This is a genomic window from Methylobacterium sp. 77 (assembly GCF_000372825.1).
GTDB lineage: Bacteria > Pseudomonadota > Alphaproteobacteria > Rhizobiales > Beijerinckiaceae > Methylobacterium.
Genome location: NZ_KB910516.1, coordinates 637,840 through 659,056, shown reverse-complemented (window position 1 = coordinate 659,056; position 21,217 = coordinate 637,840). Strand labels below are relative to the sequence as shown.

17 protein-coding genes and 3 pseudogenes are annotated in these 21,217 nt (G+C 66.2%); 1 reads left to right on the top strand and 19 read right to left on the bottom strand.

Going from position 1 to position 21,217, the window contains the following annotated elements; translation table 11 throughout:
* Positions 1-63: 63 nt before the first annotated feature.
* The gene (locus A3OK_RS0103045; RefSeq protein WP_026596874.1) at positions 64-717 is read right to left on the bottom strand and encodes a DUF2147 domain-containing protein; all 654 of its coding nucleotides are present in this window, start codon (positions 715-717) and stop codon (positions 64-66) included.
* Positions 718-1,011: 294 nt separating this feature from the next.
* Positions 1,012-1,221 carry a hypothetical protein gene (locus tag A3OK_RS0103040; RefSeq protein WP_019903458.1) on the bottom strand — a complete coding sequence of 70 codons (210 nt, stop codon included), beginning with the start codon at positions 1,219-1,221 and terminating at the stop codon, positions 1,012-1,014.
* A gap of 171 nt (positions 1,222-1,392) precedes the next feature.
* Between A3OK_RS0103040 and A3OK_RS23855 the strand changes: the two are divergent.
* Positions 1,393-1,562 (top strand): annotated as a pseudogene (locus tag A3OK_RS23855) (IS3 family transposase); the annotation flags it as partial.
* A gap of 299 nt (positions 1,563-1,861) precedes the next feature.
* Here the strand turns inward: A3OK_RS23855 and A3OK_RS23850 are convergent.
* The 17 genes and pseudogenes from A3OK_RS23850 to gyrB all read right to left on the bottom strand — a co-directional run bounded on the left by A3OK_RS23850 (position 1,862) and on the right by gyrB (position 21,099).
* Positions 1,862-2,116, bottom strand: a complete 255-nt coding sequence (locus A3OK_RS23850) for a hypothetical protein (RefSeq protein WP_155911929.1) — start codon at positions 2,114-2,116, stop codon at positions 1,862-1,864.
* Between the two features lie 248 nt (positions 2,117-2,364).
* Positions 2,365-3,648, bottom strand: coding sequence for a pitrilysin family protein (locus A3OK_RS0103030; RefSeq protein WP_019903456.1), 1,284 nt, complete (start codon positions 3,646-3,648; stop codon positions 2,365-2,367).
* A gap of 20 nt (positions 3,649-3,668) precedes the next feature.
* Positions 3,669-4,994, bottom strand: a complete 1,326-nt coding sequence (locus tag A3OK_RS22250) for a pitrilysin family protein (RefSeq protein ID WP_081631148.1) — start codon at positions 4,992-4,994, stop codon at positions 3,669-3,671.
* 102 nt (positions 4,995-5,096) lie between these two features.
* Complete coding sequence (locus A3OK_RS0103020; protein WP_019903454.1) at positions 5,097-5,972, bottom strand: TonB family protein; 876 nt, start codon at positions 5,970-5,972, stop codon at positions 5,097-5,099.
* Positions 5,969-6,406, bottom strand: coding sequence for a TonB system transport protein ExbD (exbD, locus tag A3OK_RS0103015; RefSeq protein WP_019903453.1), 438 nt, complete (start codon positions 6,404-6,406; stop codon positions 5,969-5,971). Before exbD ends, A3OK_RS0103020 begins: the two co-directional genes overlap by 4 nt.
* Before the next feature lie 6 nt (positions 6,407-6,412).
* The gene (gene exbB / locus A3OK_RS0103010) at positions 6,413-7,378 is read right to left on the bottom strand and encodes a tonB-system energizer ExbB (RefSeq protein WP_245259298.1); all 966 of its coding nucleotides are present in this window, start codon (positions 7,376-7,378) and stop codon (positions 6,413-6,415) included.
* A 72-nt stretch (positions 7,379-7,450) separates the two neighbouring features.
* A complete protein-coding gene (locus tag A3OK_RS22245) occupies positions 7,451-8,758 on the bottom strand; it encodes a pyridoxal-phosphate dependent enzyme (protein WP_019903451.1) in 1,308 nt (435 codons plus the stop codon).
* 68 nt (positions 8,759-8,826) lie between these two features.
* Positions 8,827-10,947 carry an SbmA/BacA-like family transporter gene (locus A3OK_RS22240; protein ID WP_019903450.1) on the bottom strand — a complete coding sequence of 707 codons (2,121 nt, stop codon included), beginning with the start codon at positions 10,945-10,947 and terminating at the stop codon, positions 8,827-8,829.
* A 178-nt stretch (positions 10,948-11,125) separates the two neighbouring features.
* Positions 11,126-13,564 (bottom strand): TonB-dependent receptor, encoded by a 2,439-nt coding sequence (locus tag A3OK_RS0102995; RefSeq protein ID WP_081631146.1) that lies wholly within the window; start codon positions 13,562-13,564, stop codon positions 11,126-11,128.
* A gap of 243 nt (positions 13,565-13,807) precedes the next feature.
* Positions 13,808-14,788: a FecR domain-containing protein gene (locus A3OK_RS0102990; RefSeq protein WP_019903448.1), complete on the bottom strand. Its 981-nt coding sequence runs from the start codon at positions 14,786-14,788 to the stop codon at positions 13,808-13,810.
* A gap of 17 nt (positions 14,789-14,805) precedes the next feature.
* Positions 14,806-15,327, bottom strand: a complete 522-nt coding sequence (locus tag A3OK_RS0102985) for a sigma-70 family RNA polymerase sigma factor (protein ID WP_051092898.1) — start codon at positions 15,325-15,327, stop codon at positions 14,806-14,808.
* A 452-nt stretch (positions 15,328-15,779) separates the two neighbouring features.
* A pseudogene (locus A3OK_RS24480) lies at positions 15,780-15,998 on the bottom strand (hypothetical protein); the annotation flags it as partial.
* A gap of 219 nt (positions 15,999-16,217) precedes the next feature.
* Positions 16,218-16,558: pseudogene (locus A3OK_RS23845) on the bottom strand (IS3 family transposase); the annotation flags it as partial.
* A gap of 291 nt (positions 16,559-16,849) precedes the next feature.
* Positions 16,850-17,512 carry a peptide-methionine (S)-S-oxide reductase MsrA gene (msrA, locus tag A3OK_RS0102970; RefSeq protein ID WP_051092960.1) on the bottom strand — a complete coding sequence of 221 codons (663 nt, stop codon included), beginning with the start codon at positions 17,510-17,512 and terminating at the stop codon, positions 16,850-16,852.
* A gap of 145 nt (positions 17,513-17,657) precedes the next feature.
* Positions 17,658-18,134 (bottom strand): peptide-methionine (R)-S-oxide reductase MsrB, encoded by a 477-nt coding sequence (msrB, locus tag A3OK_RS0102965; protein ID WP_019903444.1) that lies wholly within the window; start codon positions 18,132-18,134, stop codon positions 17,658-17,660.
* Positions 18,135-18,291: 157 nt separating this feature from the next.
* Entirely contained in the window at positions 18,292-18,612 is a 321-nt protein-coding gene (locus A3OK_RS0102960; protein ID WP_019903443.1) for a hypothetical protein, read from the bottom strand.
* A gap of 24 nt (positions 18,613-18,636) precedes the next feature.
* The gene (gene gyrB / locus A3OK_RS0102955; protein WP_196805416.1) at positions 18,637-21,099 is read right to left on the bottom strand and encodes a DNA topoisomerase (ATP-hydrolyzing) subunit B; all 2,463 of its coding nucleotides are present in this window, start codon (positions 21,097-21,099) and stop codon (positions 18,637-18,639) included.
* Between the last annotated feature and the right edge of the window lie 118 nt (positions 21,100-21,217).

Sequence of the window (21,217 nt, the reverse complement as noted above, 5' to 3'; positions counted from 1 at the left end):
CGCGCCCGACGTATCGTCCCGGATTCCGGATCCGGGACGATACGTCGGCTGTCTGCCGGAGAATTACTCGGCGGGCTTGGCTGCCGGCGCCGGCTTCGGCGCGGCGGCGGCCGGTTTCGGAGCGCCGGCCGGCGCGGTGCCGGTCGCGCCCGCGGCCGAGGCGGGCTGTGCCTTGGGCGCCCACTCGGGGTCGGAGCGGGGGCCGCCCGGCCCGTTGGTCGGGCCGGTCAGCTGTCCAGGCACCGTATCGGTGACCTTGGTCCAGCCCTGGGACATGCACATGAAACGCAGCATGCAGCCGCGTACGGTGAGCTGGCCGGGCTGCTCGCTCCAGATCGTCACGTCGTAGAACGAGCCGTCCTCGGCGTTGTAGATCTTGCCTTCGTAATGATTGTCGGCGTTCGGCTTGATGCCCATGATGAGCTGGTGGCCGAGCGAGGCGCGGGCCTGCTTCTTCGGGTCGGGATTCTTGAAGTCGATACGCGGCTGGCCCTTGTCGTTCAGCGGGACCTTCAGCCAGACGACGTAACCGCAGACATGGTTGTTCTGCGCGCCGCACTTCTCGACGCGGACGCGGGCCCGCCCGTCCTCGGTGAGGAAGGTGCCGGTCGGGTCGTTGGGAGCCGCCATGGCGAGTCCGGACACAGCACTCAGCACGATCCCGGCGAGCGGCGCCAGGAGCCGACCGGCCATCGCCGAAATGGGTCGATTCGTCATCCAGAAAAATCCTTAAACCGCCCCGAAACCCGACCGCCCGTGCCCGTGCCGTGTGCCCGTCCGGACCGCGTGGCTCAGGATGCGGTGGCAGGAGCCGCCCGTCTCATGAAGGCCCCGCCTTCGGACGCGAAGGTGACCGGATCATGACCGGCTCGCGGCGTGCTAACGGATTTCGCGAGGGCGGCGAGGGAATTCTTCGTGAGAAACAGAGACGGTCGCGCCCGCGAATACCCATGAAAAAGGGCCGGCGCTCGCGCGCCGACCCCGATCTCGACACTCGCGAGGAGCGCGGCCTTACTCGGCGGCGGTCATCTCGGAAGTGAAATGGCCACACCAATCCTTGGACGCAACCACCGGCCACAGGCCCGGCGACTTCGGCTCGGGCTGGCTCACCGGCGGGTTGAAGCGGCAAAGCCCCTCGTCGCCCGATGACTGACCGCCATTGAGCTGATGGTCGTCGAAGAACCGGCAGCTTTCGCAGGCCGCGCTGGTGCTGTGTGCCATGTGTCTCTCCAAATTCTTCGGTCGGTCGCGAGGTGATATCCACCGCGCCGTCCACGCAGTTCCTAATTAGAATAACTCCATTGTAGGGTCAAGCGTTCCGCTGCGACGGTGGAAATCCGCGTCGACTTATCGATACAGGATAGTCCGGTGTAGCGATTTTCTCCTTCCTCGGTTTTACGACGACCTCCTATGCGCTCATTAGAGGGTGTTGATTTGCCACCCTCGAATGGATCGACTGGTTCAACACCCGCCGCTTGCTCGATCCCATCGGGAATATCCCTCCCGCTGAAGCCGAAGCGCGATACGAAGCCCAAACCGAGTCGCAAGCCTTGGCCGCATAATCCAAACCAAATCGGCTCCGGAAAATCCGGCGCGGTTCAGAGGGCTACAAAGGCGGATTGGGGCCGAAGTTCAGCTAATCGCGGTCAAGCGAGTCGGCCGCCTGGCGCTGCTGAGCCGCTACGTGCCCGGTTCCGCCTTCGACGAGAGCCTGTGCATGCAGATGCGCCAGACCTGAGGCGGAAGCTGCCCACAGCGATGCTGCCAACAAAGACAGCGTCGCCGATGGGGCACACGGCCCATCGGCGACGGAACGACGACCCGCGATGCCCTCGGCATGGCCGAGAGCGATCGAACCACGTTACTTGCGGGGACCGGACACCGGAACGGCGACGGGAACCACCGCGGCCTCGCCGGGAAGCGAGAGCGGGCCGGTGAGCGGCCGCAGGGCGACATTGATCGGCGCGATCGCAGCGTCGACGACGTGCAGGCCCTCGGTGATCGGCTTGACGATGATGCCGACCGGGGCAAAGACCAGGGCCATAAGGTCGGGTCCGAAGGACCGGCGCGACTTACCCACCGCCGCCACGGCCGCCTGATCGGCAGGACCCGCCATGAGATCGCTCTGTTGCCGCAATACGCGCTGACGGTCCCTCTGCAGATCGTTGGACCCGTCTTGTTCCATTCTCTGTGGCGGCCTTTGATCCGTCGTCCGGGACTGCCCCAGGGCCACGCCCGTCAGCGCCACCATCATGCTCAAGCTCGCCGCAATGATCGTCTTCATGGTCGTCCCCTTCTGATCCGTGGCATGGCCCGGATGGTTGTCCGCTTTTGCTGCCGCCCGGATCGGACGGCCTTTCAGGATCACAGGCCTGCCGGCTCGCCGGCGGCCGTCACGAGCAGAGCCCCGTCACCGAACAGGCGCTCGATGGTGCGGGCCGCGTCCGCTTCGGTCACGGCGGCGATCCGCCGATTGCGCTCGTCGAGCCAGCTCGGATCGCGTCCGTCGAATTTCAGCTCGAGCAGCAGGTTGGCGATCGAGCGGGATGTGTCGAACCGGAGACCATAGGAACCGGTGAGATAGCTCTTGGCCGCTTCGAGCTCGTCCGTGCCGATCCCCTCCTGGATGAGGCGCGCGACTTCGCCCTGAATCACGCCGAGGGCTTCGCCCGCCCGCTCGTTCGGAGTCGACGTGGCACCGATAATGGTTGAGCCCTCATCGCTGAAGCGCACCATCGACCAGACCGAGTAGCAGAGCCCGCGCGCCTCCCGGACCTCTCGAAACAGGCGGGAGCTGAAGGTGCCGCCGCCGAGGCAATGATTGACGACGACGGACGCCATGGCGTCATGATCGTGGCGTGCCAGCGCGGGGCGACCGAAGTAGATCGTCGTCTGCGGCGACGCCAATGGCGTCACGAACCGCGCGCCGAGATGCGCGAGGGAACAAGGAGCCACGGCCGGCGAGGTCCCGACCGGAAGCTCCGAGAAGGCGCGGTCGAGGAGCGCGACCAGAGCATCCGGGCCGATCGCTCCGACCACGGCGATCTCCAGATTGTCGCGCGTGACCATGCCTGCATGAAGGTCGACGATGTCGCTCCGGCTGATCGCCGCGAGGGATGCCAGATCGCCGCCCTTCGGGCGTCCGTACGGATGATCGGGAAAGCCGTGCGCGAAGAGCGCGTCCATCGCCACTTGATCGGTTTGCGTGAGGGATTTTCGAACCTCGGCGCAAGCCGCGTCACGGATGCGCTCATGGTCGTCCGATGCCAGGAGCGGGTCGCGCAGGGCGAGGCCGACCAGTTCGAAGGCCCTGTCGGCATTCCGGGAGAGGGACCGAAGAGTTCCTCTCAGACTTTCGGAACTAGCCGAGAACGAGAGCTGGATCGCCCGGTCGCCCATGGCACGCTGGAAGGCACTGCCGTCGAGGGAACCTGCGCCCTCGGTGAGCAGATCCGCGAGCATCCGCGCCGTGCCGGCCTTGCCGATGGGATCGCTGGCCGCGCCGCCGCGGAAGCCGAAGGCCATCGACAGGATCGGAAGGGTGTGATCCTCGAACAGCCAGGCCGTCACACCGCCCGGACTCGTCACGCGCTGGACGCGTTCGGCATAGGATTTGATCGCGGCGCACGAGTCGTTGGAAAGTGTCATGGTGAGGGGTCTCATGCGGCTCAGGCCGCTTCCAAGAGGTAGCCCGACACGCCGGTCTGGCGGTCGAGCATCCGGAGGGCGTTGCCCAGGGCTTCGGGCGTGACCGCCTCGACGGTGCGCTGCCAGGCGTCGAGATCGGCGATCGAGAGGCCGCAGCACAGCGACATGCCGTACCATTGGGCAAGTTGGGCCTGGCTATCGCGGGCATAGAGAGCGCGCGCCACGATCTGGGTCTTGGCCCGTTCGATATCCTCCGCACCGAAACCGCCGGACCGTAAGCCGAGCAGCACCTCGTCGATGGAATGGTCGAGCACTTCTGGAGAGATCCCGGCGGCGGGCGTCCCGGAAATGTGGAAGCTCGCCTGATCGTAGGCCGTGCCCCAATAGCTCACGTGGACGCCGGTCGCGCAGCCGAGGCCGCGCACGAGGCGTTCGTGGAGCAGGGAGGTCTCGTCGCCGCCGAGGAGGAAGGCCAGGACCTGCAGGGCTTCGGACTCGCCGGGCGCTCCGGTATGGGCGGAGGGCACCGCATGGAGCCGCTGCAGGATCGGCTGACGGACCTGATCGTCCCGCAGCGTGATCGCCCGATGCGTCCGAGCCGGCGGATCCTGCACGCGCTTGCGCACCGGAGCGGTCACGGTCGCGTCGATCGCACCATAGATGCGGGCCGCCATGTCGAACACCGCCTCCGGGTCGGCGTCGCCGGCCACGATCAGGATCGCGTTCGAGGGGGTGTAATAGCGCCGGTAATAGGCCAGGGCCTCGGAGCGGCCGAGACCCTCGATCTCGTGCCTCCAGCCGATCACCGGGCGCCCACAGGGATGGGCCGGGAAGGCTGCCGCCTGCACGGCCTCGTCGAGGAGCCCCGCAGGGTTGGCCTCGCACATCATCCCGCGCTCGGCCAGGACGACATCCCGCTCCGAAGCAACGACCGCGTCTTCGAGGACGAGGTTCGTCATGCGGTCGGCTTCGTATTCCATGCACATGGCCAGATAGGGCGCCGGGACCCGCTGGAAGAAGGCCGTGAAATCATAGGACGTGAAGGCGTTCTCCTGGCCGCCGATGGCGGCGAGACGATCGCTGAAGTGCCGGGCAGGGTGGCGTTCCGTCCCCTTGAACATCAGGTGTTCGAGAAAGTGCGCGATGCCCGACTGGCCCACGGGATCTTCGGCGGCGCCGTTCCGATACCAGACCATGTGGGTCACGATCGGGCTGCGCCGGTCGGGTATCACGATGACGTCCATCCCGTTGTCGAGGCGATGGGTCGAGACCGCGAGAGGAACCGCGTCCCCCCGGAGCGGGTCGGGACGGATGTCACGCGGCTGAAGCGTCGGTAGATGTGTCATCGAAAACTCACGTCTCACGTGCGTTGGCTGGGGACGGGTCGCCCCGAAACGGGGCGTCTCACATTGGATCCGCAGAGGCGGAGGTTCACGTCGGTCGTGCGCTCACTGGCGAAAGTTGAGGGGGACCATCAGCACGGTGGTCTTCCCGCCCGGAGGGATCGGATAGGGCGCGGCGCGGTACATCACCGCGACGGCTTCCGCGTCGAGGGAGGCATTGCCGGACGAGCGAACCAGCCGGGCGCCCGAGGCGCCGCCATTGGCTCCGAACGTCACGCTGACGACGGCGACGCCCGATTGGCCCCTCGCATCCGACGGGAATCGCTTGGCTCGCACGATCTTGCTGCGAACCTCGTTCTGCCAGCTCGCGCGGGACGCTTCGCTGACGGCCGAGCCGGCCGAGGACGCAGCGGTGACATCGGCGGTCTGCCGATCCGATTTCGGCCCGCCGCCGCTCTTCGAAGCCACCTGCGGCTTCTCCTGGGGCTTCGTCGGCTTCTTCGGCTTGTCCTTCTTTTCGACCGGCTTCTTCACCGGTTTCTCAGGAGGTTTCTCCGCCTTCTTGACGACGACGGGCGGCTTCGGTGCGAGGACGGCCTCGGACACCACGTTCGGCGGTGGGAGAGGCGCGTCGGGGACTAGCTCCGGCGCGGGCGGAGGCGGCGGTTCCTCCTCCTCGACCTTCTCGACCGCTTGGCTCTCCGCCGCCGGCGGCGTGTCCGACGCGTTGTCGACCTCCGATTTCGCCGAGACGGCGATCGGCGAGAGGTTGATCATCACCGCCGCGGGCATCTGGGGCGGCGGCACGGGGGGGGCCTCACCCATGCGCGTGAGCAACAGGTAGAGCCCCACATGCAACCCGAGGGTGACCGAGGCCGTGGCGCCCCAGATCAGGAAGCGGACGGGACGGGATGCCCCGTCGTCGATGGCCCGCGGGAGCGCGCGCGGGAGGGTAAAGGACCCGGGCGGCGGCTGGATCATGGCTTCGTGCCGCCGGAAACGTCCTCGAGACCGACGAGGCCGACCTTGAGGTATCCGGCGGACCGGAGGAGGTTCATCACCTGCATCAGTTCGCCGTAGGGAACGCCCTTGTCGGCCCGGAGGAAGATGCGCTCATCCTTGTTGCCCTTGGCGAGCGCATCCAGCGCCGGACCCATGGCCGGACGGGCCACGACTTCCTCGCCGAGCGCCAGGGTGAGGTCGGACTTCACGCTGACGAAGATCGGCTTCTCCGGCCGCGGCTGCTGGGGGGCGGCGGAGGTCGGAAGCTCCACCGCAACGTCGACGGTGGAGAGCGGTGCGGCCACCATGAAGATGATCAAGAGGACGAGGATCACGTCGATGAACGGCGTGATGTTGATCTCGGCATTCTCAGCCAGGTCGTCGCTGCTGTCGGATCCAAGACGAACGGCCATGGTCGGTCACTCCGCAGCGAGGCGCACGCTGACGTGCTGGTGTTGGAAGATACCGGATTCGCGCCGATCGAGGTCGCGGGAGAGATGCCGCATGATCAGGGCCACCGCGTCGCCCATCCGGGTGCGGTAGGCACCGATGGACCGGGTCAGGGCGTTGTAGATGACCACCGCCGGGATGGCGGCGACGAGGCCGATGCCGGTGGCGAGGAGTGCCTCGGCGATGCCCGGTGCCACCACGGCGAGGTTGGTGGTGTTGGAATTGGCGATGCCGATGAAGCTGCCCATGATGCCCCAGACCGTGCCGAACAGGCCGACGAAGGGGCCGATCGAGCCGATCGAGGCGAGGATGCCGGTGCCGACGGCCATGTGCTTGCTCTCGGCCACCTCAACGCGATGGAGGGCGATGGCGACGCGTTCCTTGATGCCCTCGCTCGGTAGACCGTGAGAGAGGCTGAGCTCTTCCTCGGTCTCGACGAGCAGGCGAAGGCCGACGCCGCGATGGACGCGGGTGCAAGCCTCGGCGAGACTCGACGCGGAGCGGATCGACGCAACCGCCCGGTTGAGGCGCCGCTTGGCGAGGACGAGGCCGACGATCTTGCCGAACAGGATGGTCCAGGTCGCGACCGAGGCCAGCGCCAGGCTGATCATCACAGCCTTCACCACCGGATCCGCATTCCAGAACATGCCCATGGGGGAGAGGTCGTGGTGTCTCTCCTTGGGAAGAGCCGCCTTGGCAATCGCGGGGGCCTCGCCGGAGACCGAGACAGGGGCGGCCGGAAGCGCTGCAGGGGCGGCTTCCGGGGACGCCGGAGCGGCCGATTCCTCGGCCAAAACTGGGATCGCCGGGGCGCTCGCGGCGGTGGGTGCCTCGGCCGACGGAACCGGGCGGGCCTCCTGGGCGATGGCTGAAGCAAGGCCGACTCCACTTACCAGCGAGATGACCGTAACCATCCGGAGGATGGATCGGATCACGGTGGTCTCAGTCCCGTTCGAGTTTGCGCGCTTCGAATGCGTCATCGCGATCCAACCTCCGTCATCGTGTCGTCATGAGGGTTCAGACCTTTTGTGAGCCAAGACGGCGGAAGCGACAGCGCCCGGTACGATTTTTTTATCCTTCGCGCGGAACGAAATCTGCGACATGGTCCGCAAGGGTCCGGACGCATCTGAATGGGCATGCGAAAGCATGCAGCCGGAGCTTGGCCTTTCCCTCGGCGCCCGGGTGTCGGGGGCTGAGATGCCCATGTTCGCGCGGGGGTCCGTGCCGTGATCGAGGAAGGCGGTCATCCCCGCATGGGCTGGTTTCCAGGCGATGCCGCGCTCCAGCAGCCAGGACTCGTCGAGATGGGTGCTGCGATAGCGCTCGCCGGAATCGCAGAGGAGCGTCACCACCGATCCGGCTTCGCCTCGCTCCGCCATGTCGCGGATCAGGAGGGCGGCGGCCCAGAGATTCGCTCCGGTCGAACCGCCGCAGGAGCGCCCGAGCTTCTCGGCGAGAGCGCGGGCGGCGCCGAGACTCGCGGCATCCGGCACGGCGATCCAGCGGTCGATGAGCTGCGGCAGGAACGAGGGTTCGAGGCGCGCCCGGCCGATCCCTTCGAGGACCGAGCAGGGGCCGGAGACGGTCGTGACCGTAGGATCGGCCAGATGGCGGTGGAACACCGAGGCTTCGGGATCGGCCAGACACAGCCGCGTGGCATGGCCCCGATAGCGCACGAACCGGCCGATCGTGGCCGAGGTGCCGCCGGTGCCGGCTCCGACCACGAGCCAGCGCGGAATCGGAAACCGCTCGCGGGCCATCTGGTCGAAGATCGACTGGGCGATGTTGTTGTTGCCGCGCCAGTCTGTGGCGCGCTCCGCATGGGTGAACTGGTCCATGAAATGGCCGCCGGTCTCCGCCGCGATCCGCGCCGCCTCGACATAGACCGCGCCGGGGTCGTTCACGAAGTGGCAGTATCCGCCATAGCGGGTGATCTGCGCGACCTTCTCGGCCGCGGTGCTCGACGGCATGACCGCGACGAAGGGTAGGCCGAGGGCCTCCGCGAAATAGGCTTCCGAGACGGCGGTCGAGCCGCTCGATGCCTCCACGATGGTGGTGCGCGGCCCGATCCAGCCGTTGCAGAGCCCGTACAGGAAGAGCGAGCGGGCCAGGCGGTGTTTGAGGCTGCCGGTGGCGTGGGCGGATTCGTCCTTTACGTAGAAGTCGATGCCCGGCAGGCCGCCGAGGGGAACCCGGAGCAGGTGGGTGTCGGCGCTGCGGGCAGCCTCGGCTTCGATCAGCGCCAGGGCCTCGGCGAGCCAGGCACGGTCGACGGGTGCGCCTTCCGCGCGGGCTCGGGTTGCGATCGGGGACATGCTGTTTTCCGCGAAAATCTGGGACGGGGATTTTTCGCGATGACCGGGTGACCGATCATCGTTGAAGCTCACTCGGCTGCGAGGGTTCGCGCGGAACCGTCGACGGGCTCGCCTCGCGGAACGGCCGCGCGCGGCGCGTCGAGGGGCCGTTGGAGGCTTGGGGCGAGTGCGATCCTGCGCGGGTGGAACGCCACGAGGCTTTCGCGATGGCCGATGGAGACCAGGGTGGTCTCGGGCAGGCGCCGCGCCAGGGCCGCGTAGACCTGCCGCTCGAAGGCGTCGTCCAGGGCGGCGGTGGCCTCGTCGAGGAGGAGCCAATCGGGTCGGCTCAGGATCGCCCGCGCAATCGCCAGGCGCTGCTGCTCGCCGCCGGACAGCCGCTGCGCCCAGATGTCGTCGCGGTCGAGTTCAGGCACCAGATGGCCGAGCCCGACATCCCTGAGGGCCTCGCCGACGGCGTTCGGGTCATAGGCGCCGACGGGGCGTGGATAGCTGACGGCGGTGAGAAGCGTGCCGGAGGGCAGGTAGGATTTCTGCGGCAGGACCAGGATCTCGGCGTCGCGCGGCCGGGTCAGGGTTCCGCTCCAGGCGGGCCAGATGCCGGCCAGCACCCGGAACAGGGTGGATTTGCCGGTGCCGGACGGACCCGTGATCAGCGTGTTCTCCTTGGCGACGAGGCGCAGGGACGGAAGCCGCGTCAGGACGGTCCCGTTCGGCAGGCGGATCTCGGCATCGCGGAGGGTGATCTCGGGCGCATCCCCGGTGGTCATGGTCCCGCCGGTCGGCCTGACGGAGGCCGCGAGGGCGGAGTCGAAGGAGGTAAGCCTGTCGAGGACGGATTTGAGCTCGGCCAGGGAGGGGAACGCGCCCATGAGGAAGGAGAGCGACATGGTGACGTTCCCGAAGGCGCTCGCGATCTGACCGGTCTCCCCCAGGGTGATCTGCTGGGTGAAGAAGAAGGCGGCGGTCAGCATGTGGGGAATGTAGACGCTGGTCCTCTCGAACAGGGTCCGGACGAAGTCGATCAGGGTATTGACCCGCGTCAGCGCGTAGAAATTCAACCGGACGGCGCGAAACTTGCTTGCCATCAGCAGGCGTTCGGTCGGCGCCCCCTTCATAAGGGCGATCTGCTCGCCGTATTCGCGCAGGCGCGAGAGTCCGAAGCGGTAATCGGCCTCCACGTGCTGGCGCTCGAAGGCCAGGGCCGGCAGGCGGCGTCCGGCGAGCACCATGCCCAGGCTGGAGAGGAAGGCGTAGAGGATGGCGAGCCAGAGGAAGAAGCCCGGCACCGCGACGGTGTCGACGACCTTGGCCGAAAGCCCCCACAGGATCACCGCGTAGGCGGTCACCGAACTCGTCTGGGAAATGAGCGAGATCGTCAGGTTGTGGACGCCATAGCCGCCATGCAGGCCGCCATTGATGAAGCGCGCGATGTCTTCCTGGATGCGCTGATCCGGGTTGTCCGCATCCCATTCGCCGAGGGACAGCCGGTAATGGGCATCGGAGCCGAGCCAGCGATCCGCGTAATTCGTGGTGAGCCAGTTGCGCCAGCGGAACGTCAGATGCTGGGTCGTATAGAAATCGATCGTCTCGGAGATCATGTACGGAATCAGAAGGCTCGGCAGGGTCACCAGAACCGCATGCCAGTAGAGGGCGGCGTCGCCCTTCATCATCGCATCGGAAGTGACGCTGAAGATCAGGAGCAGCTTGATATTGAAGAAGACCCGCAGCTGGACGAACAGGATGCTGAGGACGAGCAAGCCCGCCGCGAGGGAACGCTCGCGGATAGTGCCGACGAAGCGGATCGCGAGGCGGTCGTCATTGCGAAAATAGAGGTCGGCCACGTTCATGGCCCGGCGCACGATCGGAATCCGCAGCGCGAGATGGACCAGGACGCAGAAGAACGCGAGGGCCTCGACGAGGCTCGGCGGAGCCTCGAAGCCCGAGAGGCTCTCGGGCCATTGGCCGGCGGCCACCGCGCAGGCACAGAGGCCGAACAGGACCGTCTCAATCGCGAAGAAGCGGATAACGACCTTCAGATAAGCGGAGACGCCGCCCGACAGGCCGACCGCCACGGCGCCGGCGAAGACGAAGCCCGCGACGATGTAGAAATCCGGGCGCGCGGCCTGGTCGGCCACGAGGCAGGCCAGCAGGCCGAGACAGCCCATGGCCGATGCGATGATGATCATGGGTCCTACTCGCGCGGAGTTCACGCACGGAGGCCGGGCGCGACAGCGACCCGGCTTCATGGGGTGTCCTGTCCGATTTCGCCGGCCGGTGCGGGCGAAGTCCCCCGAAGCACCGGCTTCGGCGGATCGTCGTCATGGCGTCGGGTCCGGGAGCCAGGACCCGACGCCATCCGATCGTTTAGAACTTCATCTTCGCCGTCAGCATGGCGCTGCGGCCCTGGCCGATGCCGACGTAATCACCCGAATAAGACGGGGTGTAATAATACTTGTTGGCCAGGTTGTTGAACTTGAGATTGATCGAGTAATCGCCCTTCTCGTAGCCGATCATCGCGTTGAAGATCGTGTAGCCGCCAATCTTGTAAAAATCGCCGGTGAACGAGTTGATGATGCTGCTCGTCACGCTGCGGGCACCGAAGCCGAAGGTGAGACCGGCATAGGGCGTATCCTGGACCGTATAGGTGAGCCAAGCGCTCAAGGTGTTCTTCGGAATGCCGCTGGCCGGCTGGCCGCCGAGCACCTTGCCGCTGTAAGCCGCGTTGACGAAGCCGTAGCTGGTGATGAGGTTCAGGCCAGGCAGGATCTCACCCTGCGCCTCGACCTCGTAGCCGCGGTTCTTCTGCCCATCGACGAGGATGTAGCGCGTCCGCGTCGGGTCGAAGGGGTCCCGAACGGCTACGTTCGTCAGCGCGATGTCGAAGAACGAACCCGAGACCGTGAGCCGCTTGTCGAACCAGAAGGTGCGCAGGCCGGCCTCGGCCTGATCGCTGAATTGCGGCGGCAGGACGCCGTTGGGGCCAGCCGGGTTCACCTGGAAACCGGTGTTGCGGCTGCCATACACGGTCAGCCAATCCGTCACGTCGAAGGCCGCGCCGGCCGTCCAGGACAGGGCCGAACCGCTGTTTCGATCGACCCGGTAGCCTTCCTTGAAGACCCCGTTTTCGAAGGTGAAATCGGGCCCGCCGACGTCCTGCCTATACCAATCCTGCCGGACCATACCCAGGATATGAAGCCGGTTGTCGAGGGTATCGATCTTGTCGAGGACGTAGACACCCTGCACCGCCGTGACCGGCACGAAGGACAGACGCATATCCTGGGAACGGAAGAGTGGATCCGGCCGAATCTCGTCCAGGTTCTGAACGACGTACCTGTTGCGGAAACCTAGCTGCTGAAACGTCTTGCCCTGGCTCCGATCGTAATCGTAACCGACTTTCAACGTCTGCTTGAGGAAACCGGCATCGTAGGTCCCGGTGAGGTCGAGGCGGTTGGTCAGATTGAGCTGGGTGTCCCGACGAGCGACCTGAACGACACTGATTCCGGGGCCTTCGTTGAAGTTATCCGCGTCCTGGAGATAGGGCGTGACGCCGTAGGACGTGGCCCAGGTTTGGGCAACGTGGTTGTTCACCGTGAGATCGAGCCCGGCGAAGGTGCCGAGGTTATGCGAGATCTTCGAATAGACCGTGGTGGATTCGACGTTCGTGAAGAACCCGTCATTGATCAGCGCGGAGTCGCGCGGCATCCGCGCGATGATAGTCCCGCCCCGGAACCGGTTCGGGATCACCGTGGATAGAGGCGGCGCCTGACGCTGATTGATGTAACGCAGCCCCATGAGCACGCTGGTGTTCTCGCCCGTCCACTTGACCGAGGGAGAAACCAGGAGGTCCTTCGTCGGCCCGTACCCGGCGTAGTTGCGATCGGCGATGCCGCCCGAGACGTTGAGGCGATAGGTCAGCCCCTCCGTCTCCAGGACTCGACCGCCGAGGTCGATGGCCGCGATGGTGTTGGCATAGGTGCCGTGGCGCAGGGTCAGCTCGCGGATCTCACGGTCGACGGGCTCCTTCGTCGTGACGTTGACGAGGCCGCCCGGCGTGCTCGTTCCGGCCAGGATGCCGGTCGGCCCCTTCAGGACCTCGACCCGCTCCACGTCGTCGATGGGGATGGTGGCGAGGCCGGGATCGTTGGCGCCGTTGACCCGGTAGTTTCCTCCCGCGAAGCCGCGGATCGTGAAGAAGGGGACGCCAGGCCGGCCCTGGGTGTCGCCCTGGGCGATGGCCACGCCTGCGACGTTCTCGACGGCATCCGTCGTGGTGGTGAGGTTCTGCGAGCGGATGACATCCGACGTCACCGCGTTGATGGTGATCGGGATCTCCTTGACGGGCGCATCGAGGCGGGCGGCGACGCCGGCATCGCCGGCCTGGAAGCCCTGGTCGTGATACGGGCCGGTGCCGGAATCGGTGACGTCGATCGCGTCGAGGTCACCGACGGGCAGCGCGCCCTGGGCACCCGCGGGACCCGCCGCCTTGATGGTCAGGCTGCCGCTCGCGCCCGCCACCACTTGGAGGCCGGTTCCGGCCAGGGCCTGGGCGAGGGCGTCTCGTACCGACCCCCGGCTGCGAATCGGGCCAGCCGAGCGCGAAGCCGTGATGCCGGCCGGGAACGCGATCGGCGTTCCGGCGGTGCGCGCGATGCGCGTGATGACGGTGGAGAGGTCGCTGCGCGGCACGTCGAAATCGTAGACCTGCTGCGCGAAGGCGGATTGAACCCCGCCCGACAGAGCCACCGCTAGAGCGATCGCCGATACCGCGGCGACCGAGCGCCGTATCCCAGAATCAAATTGCACCGTCGAGCCCCCGTTTTCTTGTTCCTGCCAGGCTTGACGGTCGACGGCCGGAAAGCGTCAGCGACGCCGAAGATTTTTTCAGGATCGAGGGAACAAATTAAAGCATGCCCCGCGCAACACGCGCGATCGCTCAACGACTCAGCACCCGCCAACCGTCGATCCGGTCTGGCGGGTGCTGAGTCGTTGGGCAGTGTTGCTGAAAAGGCAGGACGTTCGCGGGAGGCGCGGCGTGCCGGCGCCCGGTCAGATGCGCGTGCCGGTCCCGGTCGGGACGTCGATCGCCACCCAATAGCCCGCGATCCGCGTGATCGACAGGTTCAGAGACTCGGCCAGGGCATCGAGGGCCGCATTCGGGTCCTTGAGGGAGAACACGCCGGTCGCATGGATCGGAGCCACCGCAGGGCTCAGCCGGATCACCCCGGGGAAATAGGGCCGCAGGGCCTCCACGATCGTGGCCACGGGCTGGTCGTTCGCCACGAGAAGACCGTCGAGCCAGGCGATGGCGGCGCCGGGATCGACCGTCTGGCGGATCGTATTGCCGCGCTGGAAGGCGATCCGCTGGCCGCGCGCGAGATCCTGCACCGTCCCGGCAACGCGCAGGACGCGGCCCGTCCCCTCGATGCCGGTCACCGCGGATTCGTCGCTCCACTTTTGGACCACGAAGGTCCCGGCCGTCGCCTCCAGGGCGAGGGATTCGGCGTCGACCCGGAACGACGCGGCGCGCGGCGCGACCCGTAACATGATCTCGCCGTCGATGAGGTGGATGCCCCGCCGGCCCGGCTCGTAGCGCAGGTCCACGGCGGTGCGGGCGCCCAGAACGAGTTCGCTGCCATCCGGCAGCGTCACCCGCTCCTGCTGGGCGGTGCGGGTGTAATGATCGGCGAACACGTCGCGCAAGGGAAGGAATCGGTCGGCCACCCCCAGCCCCACGGTAGCTGTCCCGCAGAAGCCTGCGAAGCTCGCCAGCATCGCCCGGCGGCTCGGGGGCCGCTTGGCCCCGCGCTTCACCAGGAACGCGCGGGCTCCGTCCTGCCGCGCCGCCACGCCATAGGGCATCAAACTGCCGTTGAGGCGAATCCAGGCAGCCTCGTTACACGCATCCTCGTGCAGCCAAGTCTCGAACGCCCGGTAATCCGCGGCGGACATGTCGCCCGAGGCGATCTCCACCATCCAGGCGACGGCCGCCTCCGCCCGCGGATCTTCGAGAATGCCCCCACGCGACATCAACGATGCCCCTTCGATCACGATCCCTGCCGAGCATTGGCCAAGTAGGCGGCCCGGAAGCCCTGGGCAACATATTTGCGAACCATGCTGACCGAAACCTTCAGTTCGACGGCGATATCGGCATAGCGCATCCCGTCGAGCTGACTCATGAGGAAGGCGGTACGCGCCTTGGTCGGCAGGGTCGCCAGCATCGCGTCCACCGCCTCGAGGGCCTGCACCACGATCAGGCGATCTTCCGCCGAGATCTCGCTGGCCTCCGGCATGAGGGCCAGCTCCGCCTCGTAGGCGCGCTGGAGGTCGTTGCGGCGGCGGGCATCGTAGACCAGGCGGCGCGCGATCGTCGTCATCATCGCACGCGGCTCGCGGATGCCGCCGATGGCCGGCATCTGAAGGAGCGCCAGAAACACCTCGGACGATAGATCTTCGGCGGAAATGACCGTCCAGCGCTGCTTCCCGACCCAAGAGGCCAGCCAACCGCTGTGCTCACGGAATATCCGATCGAGGACAGACGTTTGCTGCCAAATCACAGATGCCGCCATTACCGATCCTCCTGCTCACGTCCCCAATCGATGCTTAACGTCATGGTATGAACTTCAACACCACCGCCCTCATAACCTGTAAGTTCTCCACTATATTTAGCCTTCATCGAATTTTGGAGAACATCAAGGTTAGATGCAGATTCCATGCCATTTAAGCGGGAACTGAATTTATCTTTGGGCCCGATCGGGCGAACCGGTTGCTTCACCCCTATACGGCACGGACCACAAGTTGGGCCGCCGCCCGCGGCACAAAGCCCTTCTGAGCCGTCGCTCCCGCCAAGCAGGCGTCGCACCCAAACACGTCGGAGAGCCGCGAACATGAGCCCTCCCTGATCTCCGGCAGAGAGGTAAGCCGCCGAGGCTCCGGAGTTGCTCCGGTTTGCGATCCCAGACCTCCGCAAGTTCTCGTGCCATGACAGCTTGGCTGGCTAAGGCTCGGGGCGTCAAGCCACTCATGAACCGCCCCATGTTTCCCGGATACGATCTGGTCCGAGGCCGGCGGCCAAGTCTTGCACTTCGCCCTGAACATAGTAGCACGCTTCCGCCTCGGCGGGAGGGATATCGCCGATGAGTTCGAGCAGACGGCATGTATTAAACCAGTCGCCCTAATCCAGGGTTGCGAACTCGACAGTCTCGAAAGGCTGACACGGACCGCTTCGGTGGATGAACTCGTCCATGAACGGGATGATGGCCATCTCGGCGAGAGCCTTGACGCGCATAATCTTCGTCAAACGGCAACCGCGCTTACTACGATGCGACGAAGACGAATGCAGAGATGAGTTAAAGCTCGCAAGTGACGAATCGTTGGAGGCCGCGGACGATCCAGGGGTTCGTCAGACCTTCGGCATGTCGCTTGCCGGGGACGGCAAGGGTCGACGTGGCGATCGGCACACCTTGCAGATCGGCTCGGCTCCGTGGGCGGTGCGATGATCGTCGATGAGCGCAATCATGGCCCCTACCGGCAGGTTTGCGATCGGAGGTCGAGGTCGAGCTGGCAGACACCCAATAAGCCGAGGCGTCGCGCAGGATCTCGTTGGTTTGGCGCAACTCGCGGCTCTCGCATTCCAGCGCCTTGATCCGCTCGCGTGTGTCGGTCCGGCCCGCAGACTGTTGTCCCGCTCGGTCTGGCCGAACCATTTCCGTAGCATCTTCCCGAGCAGCCGATCTTAGCTGCGATCGAGTGAATCACCGCCTATGGCGAGCCATGCTCGCTTCTATGATCCAGAATCATCAATCCAGAATTATCAGCATCGCGCAGGCACGTGCCTCTAGGGAGTAGCGTAGAGCGCGCGTCGTCATGGATACCTCCTCTCAAGAAATGGAGCCTCCGATAGATCCGGCGCGGTTCAAGATTCCCTGAGTCCATTTCATGAAGTAATCGGCGAAACCCGGCCCTCTCAAAGCGATCGAAAGTTTCTTGATCTCGACACCGGAGAGCCTCGCCGACGGAATGTCCGTCCGGTCCGAAATTCGGCTCGACGAGTGACCGGCCCGTCTCCAGGGATAGCCGGTCTCGATCATGTCAGGCCGGCGGCTGCGCGCCGACGAGGACCGGCTCCGCGCTGGTGCGCTCGGGGAAGAAGCGCTGCAGGTCGCGCAGCTTCGGTGCGTCGTTGGCGACGATGTAGGAATGGCGCGGGTTCAGGGCCATGAAGTCCTGATGATACGCTTCCGCCGGATAGAACGCGCCGCGCTCTATCTTGGTGGCGATCGGCTTCGCATAGGCGTGGGCCGCATCGAGCTGCGCGACATAGGCCTTGGCGATACGGGCCTGCTCGGCATCGGCGGTGAAGATCGCCGAGCGGTACTGCGTGCCGCTATCCGGCCCCTGCCGGTTCACCTGCGTCGGGTCGAGGGCGACGGAGAAGAAGATCGTCAGCAACTCGTCGTAGCGGATGATCGACGGATCGTAGGTGATGCGCACGGCCTCCGCGTGGCCGGTGCGGCCCGAGCCGACGGCCTGATAGCTCGCGCTGTCTCGTGAGCCTCCGGCATAGCCGGACACGGCCTCCGTCACGCCTCGGACATGCTGGAACACCCCCTGCACACCCCAGAAGCAGCCGCCCGCGAAGACGGCGGTGCGAGGGCCGCTCTTCTCCTTGAGGGTCGCGGCGGCATCGGGCAGACGCCGACCCGGCTCCTCGGCGAAGGCCCTTCCGTCGAGCCCGGCAAGGGCGGCGAGCATGCCGAGCCCGGCGGTGGCGGACAGGGCGAAGGGCCAGAATCGGCGGAACGAGGCGGACGATCGCTCGAGCATCGTGAACTCCTCTTGGTTTTGCTGGTGAGGCGGCTTTTCGGGTGGCTTGGTTCTGCGGGTGAGTCGGTAGCAATCAGGCGGCGGCGAAACGGAGGGCCGCGCCGTTCATGCAGTAGCGCTGCCCCGTGGGCTTCGGCCCGTCGTTGAAGACATGGCCGAGATGGCCGCCGCAGCGGCTGCAATGCACTTCCGTGCGGCTCATTCCGAAGCTGCCGTCGGTCGTGGTGCCGACGGCGCGGTCCAGCGGCGCCCAGAAGCTCGGCCAACCGGTGCCGCTCTCGAACTTCGTCTCCGACGAGAACAGCGGCAGGTCACAGCCGGCGCAGGCGAAGCGCCCTGCCCGCTTCTCCGCGTTCAGGGGGCTCGACCCGGCACGCTCGGTGCCGTGGCCCCGCAGGATGGCGTATTCGGCGCTGCTGAGGCTTCGCTTCCACTCGGCGTCGGTCTTCACCACCGCGAAGGCCTCGGCCTGCGACAGCCCGCTCAGCCGGAGCGATGCGAGGATCGCGGCGACGGACGCACCTGCGACGACGATCTGACGGCGGTTCATGGCGCTTCCTCCAATGGCACGCGAGACGATGTCGTCTATTCGCGTGCGTACGGCCCGTGGTTACAGGCCGTTCGATGGGTAACGCGCGGGCCGGCGGTAGCGTCGTGCGAGAGGGTGGCGACGGAAGGGCGCAGACGGGCGGCGCCCGCGCCGGATTTCAGGCGATGCCCGGAGCTTCGTCGTCCTCTTCGATCAGGCTCAGCGTGCGCAGGATCGCGAGGGCGACCATCTCCGCATCGACCTCGCCTTCGACCGTCGCCGGCAGGATCGCCACGGTGCTGACCTCCTGCGCGTCGAGACGGCCGACCACGACCTTGTAGACCTCGCCCTCCGGAGCCTCGTCGTCGCGGACGAGGCAGACGCGGTGGTCGCCGGCTTCGCCGTAGACACGCTGCGTCGTCACCTCGACCCGGTCATCGTCTCCGGCGGGCTCGGGCCGGCGCGGCTGACCGAAAGTCGGTCGAATGATGTTGCTCATGTCGACCCTCCCGGTCGCTTTGGTTCAGACGTCGAGATTCGCCACGTTGAGCGCATTGTCCTGGATGAACTCGCGACGCGGCTCGACGACGTCGCCCATCAGCTTCACGAAAAGGTCATCGGCATCCTGCGTGTCCTTGACCCTGACCTGGAGCAGCGAGCGCACCTCGCTGTCGAGGGTCGTCTCCCAGAGCTGCTGCGGATTCATCTCGCCGAGCCCCTTGTAGCGCTGGAGCTGCAGGCCCTTTCGCCCGAAGGCCATCACCGCCTCGAACAGGCCGACGGGCCCGTGAAGCACGGTCTCCTCGCCCTTGCGGGCATAGATCACCGGTTCGCCGTAGATCTCGCGCAGGGCCACGGCGCGATCGGCGAGCCGCCGTGCCTCCTGGGAGGCGATGAGGGAGGCGTCGAGGGTCGCCACATGGCGCACGCCGCGCAGGGTGCGGCTGAGGATGTAGCCACCCTCGCTCACCGAGCCTTCCCAGCCCTGCTCGATATCGTCGGCGATGACGTCCATGCGCCGGGCGATCTCGGTCGCGAGCACTTCCGCTTCGGCCGGGTTCTCGTCCACATTGGTCCGGAAGGCGCCGGCGATCATCGCCTGCTCCACGGCGGCGCGGTCGTAGCGGGTGTGCAGCGCCTGCATCAGGCCGCGGAACTGGCGCGCCTCCTCCACCAGCACCTTCAATTGCTGGCCGCCGAATTCGGCGCCAGAGGCGAGCCGGAGCACCGCCCCGTCGACGCCGGCATCGATGAGGTAATCCTCCAGCGCGCGCTCGTCCTTGAGGTAGATCGCGCTCTTTCCCTTGGCCGCTTTATAAAGCGGCGGCTGGGCGATGTAGATGTAGCCGCGCTCGATCAGCTCCGGCATCTGCCGGAAGAAGAAGGTGAGCAGCAGGGTGCGGATGTGCGAACCGTCGACATCGGCATCGGTCATGATGATGATGCGGTGGTAGCGCAGCTTGTCCGGGTTGAACCCCTCGCGATCGGTGGAGGACCGGCCGATGCCGGCACCGAGCGCCGTGATCAGCGTGCCGATCTCGGCCGAGGACAGCATGCGGTCCGCCCGCACGCGCTCGACGTTCAGGATCTTGCCGCGCAGGGGCAACACCGCCTGGAAGGTGCGGTCGCGACCCTGCTTGGCCGAGCCGCCGGCGGAATCGCCCTCCACCAGCAGGATCTCGCATTTCGACGGGTCGCGCTCCTGGCAATCGGCGAGTTTGCCGGGCAGCGAGGCGATGTCGAGCACGCCCTTGCGGGTCACGGTCTCGCGCGCCTTGCGCGCGGCCTCGCGGGCGGAGGCGGCCAGGATGACCTTGCCCATGACGGATTTGGCCTGGGACGGGTTCTCCTCGAGCCAGTTCGACAGACCCTCGTTGAGTACGTTCTCGACGGCAGGGCGCACCTCGGAAGAAACGAGCTTGTCCTTGGTCTGAGACGAAAATTTCGGGTCCGGCACCTGCACCGAGATGACCGCGGTCAGGCCCTCGCGGCAATCCTCGCCGGTGAGCGTGATCTTCTCGCGCTTGGTGATGCCGGTGGATTCGGCGTAGCCGGTGATCTGCCGGGTCATGGCGGCGCGGAAGCCCGCCATGTGGGTGCCGCCGTCGCGCTGCGGAATGTTGTTGGTGAAGGGCAGGACGGTCTCGTTGAACGAGTCGTTCCACCACAGCGCCACCTCGACGCGGATGTTGTCGCGCTCGGCCCGTACGAAGACCGGCTTCGTCATCCCCTCGATGGGTTTGCGCGAGCGGTCGAGGTAGCGCACGAAGGCCTCGATCCCGCCCTCGTAGAACAGCTCCTCGCGCTTGTGCTCGGCATGGCGCGCGTCGGTGAGGACGATGCGCACGCCGGAATTGAGGAAGGCGAGTTCGCGCAGGCGCTTTTCCAGCGTCGCGTAGTCGAACTCGATCATCGTGAAGGTGTCGGTGGAGGGCAGGAACGACACTTCCGTCCCGCGCCGTCCGTTGCCCTCGCCGACGATCACCAGCGGCGAGACAGCGTCGCCGTGGCGAAACTCCATCGCGTGCTCCTTGCCGTTGCGCCAGATGCGCAGGCGGAGCCATTGCGAGAGGGCGTTGACGACCGAGACTCCGACGCCGTGCAGGCCGCCGGAGACCTTATAGGAGTTCTGGTCGAACTTACCGCCCGCATGGAGCTGGGTCATGATGACCTCGGCGGCCGAGACCCCCTCTTCCTTGTGGATATCGGTGGGAATGCCGCGGCCGTTATCGGACACCGTCACCGAGCCGTCGGCGTTGAGCATCACCGTCACGACGTCCGCATGGCCGGCCAGAGCCTCGTCGATGGCGTTGTCTACGACCTCGTAGACCATGTGGTGCAGGCCCGAACCGTCATCGGTATCGCCGATATACATGCCGGGGCGCTTGCGCACCGCATCCAACCCCTTGAGAACGCGGATGGATTCGGCGCCATAAGCCGTGGCCGCCAGATTGCGGGAAGCGTCGTCGTCGGTCATTTCGGACATGGAGTTCCTCGGGCAGGCGGGTCTTTTACTTGGCCTTGGTGCCCCGGCTCGAGCCTCGGGCGCGCCTGCGATTCGTCTGTGCGCCGTATATAGGCCTTGCGCATTGGGAATGCACGGT

Excerpts from the sequence above, each read along its gene's own strand:
- A3OK_RS22245 (WP_019903451.1), bottom strand. The coding sequence starts at position 8,758 with ATGTCCCCGATCGCAACCCGAGCCCGCGCGGAAGGCGCACCCGTCGAC.
- A3OK_RS0103045 (WP_026596874.1), bottom strand. The coding sequence starts at position 717 with ATGACGAATCGACCCATTTCGGCGATGGCCGGTCGGCTCCTGGCGCCG.
- A3OK_RS0102960 (WP_019903443.1), bottom strand. The coding sequence starts at position 18,612 with ATGAGCAACATCATTCGACCGACTTTCGGTCAGCCGCGCCGGCCCGAG.
- A3OK_RS0102985 (WP_051092898.1), bottom strand. The coding sequence starts at position 15,327 with ATGGCGGCATCTGTGATTTGGCAGCAAACGTCTGTCCTCGATCGGATA.
- A3OK_RS22240 (WP_019903450.1), bottom strand. The coding sequence starts at position 10,947 with ATGATCATCATCGCATCGGCCATGGGCTGTCTCGGCCTGCTGGCCTGC.
- A3OK_RS0103040 (WP_019903458.1), bottom strand. The coding sequence starts at position 1,221 with ATGGCACACAGCACCAGCGCGGCCTGCGAAAGCTGCCGGTTCTTCGAC.
- A3OK_RS0103020 (WP_019903454.1), bottom strand. The coding sequence starts at position 5,972 with ATGATCCAGCCGCCGCCCGGGTCCTTTACCCTCCCGCGCGCGCTCCCG.
- msrA (WP_051092960.1), bottom strand. The coding sequence starts at position 17,512 with ATGCTCGCCGCCCTTGCCGGGCTCGACGGAAGGGCCTTCGCCGAGGAG.
- msrB (WP_019903444.1), bottom strand. The coding sequence starts at position 18,134 with ATGAACCGCCGTCAGATCGTCGTCGCAGGTGCGTCCGTCGCCGCGATC.
- A3OK_RS0102990 (WP_019903448.1), bottom strand. The coding sequence starts at position 14,788 with ATGTCGCGTGGGGGCATTCTCGAAGATCCGCGGGCGGAGGCGGCCGTC.
- exbD (WP_019903453.1), bottom strand. The coding sequence starts at position 6,406 with ATGGCCGTTCGTCTTGGATCCGACAGCAGCGACGACCTGGCTGAGAAT.
- A3OK_RS23850 (WP_155911929.1), bottom strand. The coding sequence starts at position 2,116 with ATGGCGGGTCCTGCCGATCAGGCGGCCGTGGCGGCGGTGGGTAAGTCG.
- gyrB (WP_196805416.1), bottom strand. The coding sequence starts at position 21,099 with ATGTCCGAAATGACCGACGACGACGCTTCCCGCAATCTGGCGGCCACG.
- A3OK_RS22250 (WP_081631148.1), bottom strand. The coding sequence starts at position 4,994 with ATGACACATCTACCGACGCTTCAGCCGCGTGACATCCGTCCCGACCCG.
- A3OK_RS0103030 (WP_019903456.1), bottom strand. The coding sequence starts at position 3,648 with ATGACACTTTCCAACGACTCGTGCGCCGCGATCAAATCCTATGCCGAA.